This is a genomic window from Clostridium sp. CTA-1 (genome assembly GCF_054768215.1).
This window is the reverse complement of the sequence record NZ_BAAAAP010000051.1, coordinates 1-2,427: the sequence shown is the minus strand read 5'-3', so window position 1 is coordinate 2,427 and position 2,427 is coordinate 1. Positions and strand designations below refer to the sequence as shown.

At 28.1% G+C, this 2,427-nt stretch carries 3 protein-coding genes and 1 other RNA gene; all 4 read right to left on the bottom strand.

The features are described 5' to 3' along the window. Positions 1-5: 5 nt before the first annotated feature. Positions 6-308: a DUF1963 domain-containing protein gene (locus ACYUEW_RS18860; RefSeq protein WP_460277695.1), complete on the bottom strand. Its 303-nt coding sequence runs from the start codon at positions 306-308 to the stop codon at positions 6-8. Between the two features lie 145 nt (positions 309-453). Next, positions 454-1,560: a tRNA 2-selenouridine(34) synthase MnmH gene (mnmH, locus tag ACYUEW_RS18855; protein ID WP_216472606.1), complete on the bottom strand. Its 1,107-nt coding sequence runs from the start codon at positions 1,558-1,560 to the stop codon at positions 454-456. A gap of 411 nt (positions 1,561-1,971) precedes the next feature. Then, positions 1,972-2,159, bottom strand: a non-coding RNA gene (gene ssrS, locus ACYUEW_RS18850) — 6S RNA. A 126-nt stretch (positions 2,160-2,285) separates the two neighbouring features. Further along, positions 2,286-2,427, bottom strand: a 142-nt coding sequence (locus ACYUEW_RS18845) for a DUF1963 domain-containing protein (protein ID WP_278001758.1), incomplete at its 5' end; no start/stop codon positions are given.

Here is a 2,427-nt window from a genome sequence, read left to right as displayed (position 1 = left end):
TATACTTAACAGCAATCCCAATTATATAAAACTTTAGTAAAATCAAGTTTCTTTAAATCTTCTTCATTTATAAAAAAGTTGGCTACTCCAGCATCTCCAAACATTAAATCACATTCATCTTCACAATCTAATTGAAGCAATAATGTATCAAATCTTTCTAGATTTTTATCATAATATCTTGGATTACATTGAGTAAAAGCAGGATACCCTCCTAATTTACTTTCCCAAGGCATTGTCTTCTGCTCTTCTAATTTAATCTTTATATAAGTTTTTATAGTTTTTTCTATTTCGCCTGTAAATTTTTTCATTAAAGATTCACTTCTACTTTTATCTGATGACTACCCGCTCTAATACTCTCATCTTCTTCAAAGTTGGAGTAAAGAGCAGATACGCCCTAGATAACGGTTTTTAAGCTTTAGATGGCGTAAAAACTCCCTCTAAAGCTTAAATCCATTATCTTTCTAATTCTTCTATATACTCTAATACTTCTATACTATTACCTTTAAATATTACATTCCTATTAGATTTATCTATGGAATGCTTATACATAGGATCATAATAATTAGTTAAAAATAATTCTATCCAATTTCTGTGCCTATCAATGCTATTAGTTTCTATTTGAGTTTTGTAAGCTAGTTTAAGCTCTTCTATTATTACCTTCATCCTGTCTCCGCCAAGCTTACCTTTAACTCTTTCTATACTAGAAACCATATCATTTAGCCAAGATTCTAATGCTAAATCTCTATATTTTAGTGCTTCAATATGCTCCTTTTGACCATTTACCACATATTCTTGTAATATATTTTCCACTCTTTCTTCTACAGTAGCATCTAAGAATATTACATCTCCACTGTGAAAATGATTATAAAAACCTTTTGGTATGAAATTCTTCCCAATGTTTTTACTTTCATCTTCTAAAATCATATATTTATAATTTTTATCCTCATGTTTGATTACGCTATAGGCTAAGCTATTTTCAAAGTTTATTTGTGTTTTTTGTGGTGTAATAAAATGACCAAAGGTGGAGCCTCTATGATGTGCAATTCCCTCTAGATCTATAGAATTCTTTAGTTTATTTAATAATATTGTTTTACCTGAACCTGTATATCCAGTTAAAACTAAAGGCTTCGATTTAATATTTTCAGGCTCTAATGAGTTTATAAGATGATTACGAAATGCCTTATATCCCCCTTCTAGCTTTACTATATATTGACCTGTTGCTTCATATATCCACTCCTGTGCTATAGTTGAACGGTACCCCCCTCTAAAGCAATGAATTATAGTATTAGGATTTTCCCTAAAATATTTTACCCATGAATTCACTCTTTCTTCTTTTACACTTCCAGATACAAGCTTAAATCCAAGCTTTATAGCTTCCTCATTACCTTTTTCTTTATAGCATATACCTATAATATGTCTCTCTTCATTAGATAATATAGGTAAATTTATTGAATTTAATATTACTCCTTTTTCATATTCAATTGGAGCTCTAACATCTATTAACTTTGTATCATTTAATACTATACTTTTAAAATCATTTGTTACCCTTAAATTATTCATTTGTTACCCTTCTGTTTCATATTTTCATATTATTTTTTGCCACTATAAATTATACATTTCTTTTATGAAAAAATAAATGGTTATTATTTAGTACTACATAAGGATTAACATTTTATTTCTTATCATCTAAGCTTTGCCCCTTTAATCTTAATTTATGTCTAGATTATAATGAAACAATATGGACATCTTTTGTCTTTAAAAAAATAAAAAAAGCCTAACTACATTATCTGTAGTTAGAACTTAATTTTAGTATTTATTAAGAATATCTCTATCTGCAAACTTAACCCCTGCACCATTAATCATTTCATATTCATCTTTATTTTTGTTATATAAAATTTTCCCCTTTGATGAAAATATAAAAAGAGAGGTTACCTTCCTCTCATAACAACATTCATGCTATATTTTTAAAGTTATGCATCCAAAATACCGCTGCTCCAATTTTGACACCTATCTCTCGATAGGTGGGTGTTCTCACAAATGCTTTGCTGTCTTTGCCACTCAATAGTTGGTCCTATAAGACTAATCCACATTTAAGTATTGAACTCCCGTATAAATAATGTAGGTTCAAAATAAGAGCTCTACAAATATTCCAGACCATATTTCAATTGTTTATATCTAAAATTGTTGGAACAATTTCGTTGTAAAACTATTATATAAAGATTACAAATAAAATTCAATAAGTTTTTAATGGTAAGAAAAGAACTTTTTTTTAAAAAAATTTATACTTAACAGCAATCCCAATTATATAAAACTTTAGTAAAATCAAGTTTCTTTAAATCTTCTTCATTTATAAAAAAGTTGGCTACTCCAGCATCTCCAAACATTAAATCACATTCATCTTCACAATCTAATTGAAGCAATAATGTA

Bases quoted from the DNA above. Each gene is read 5' to 3' on its own strand.
- ACYUEW_RS18860 (WP_460277695.1), bottom strand. From the start codon at position 308: ATGAAAAAATTTACAGGCGAAATAGAAAAAACTATAAAAACTTATATA.
- mnmH (WP_216472606.1), bottom strand. From the start codon at position 1,560: ATGAATAATTTAAGGGTAACAAATGATTTTAAAAGTATAGTATTAAAT.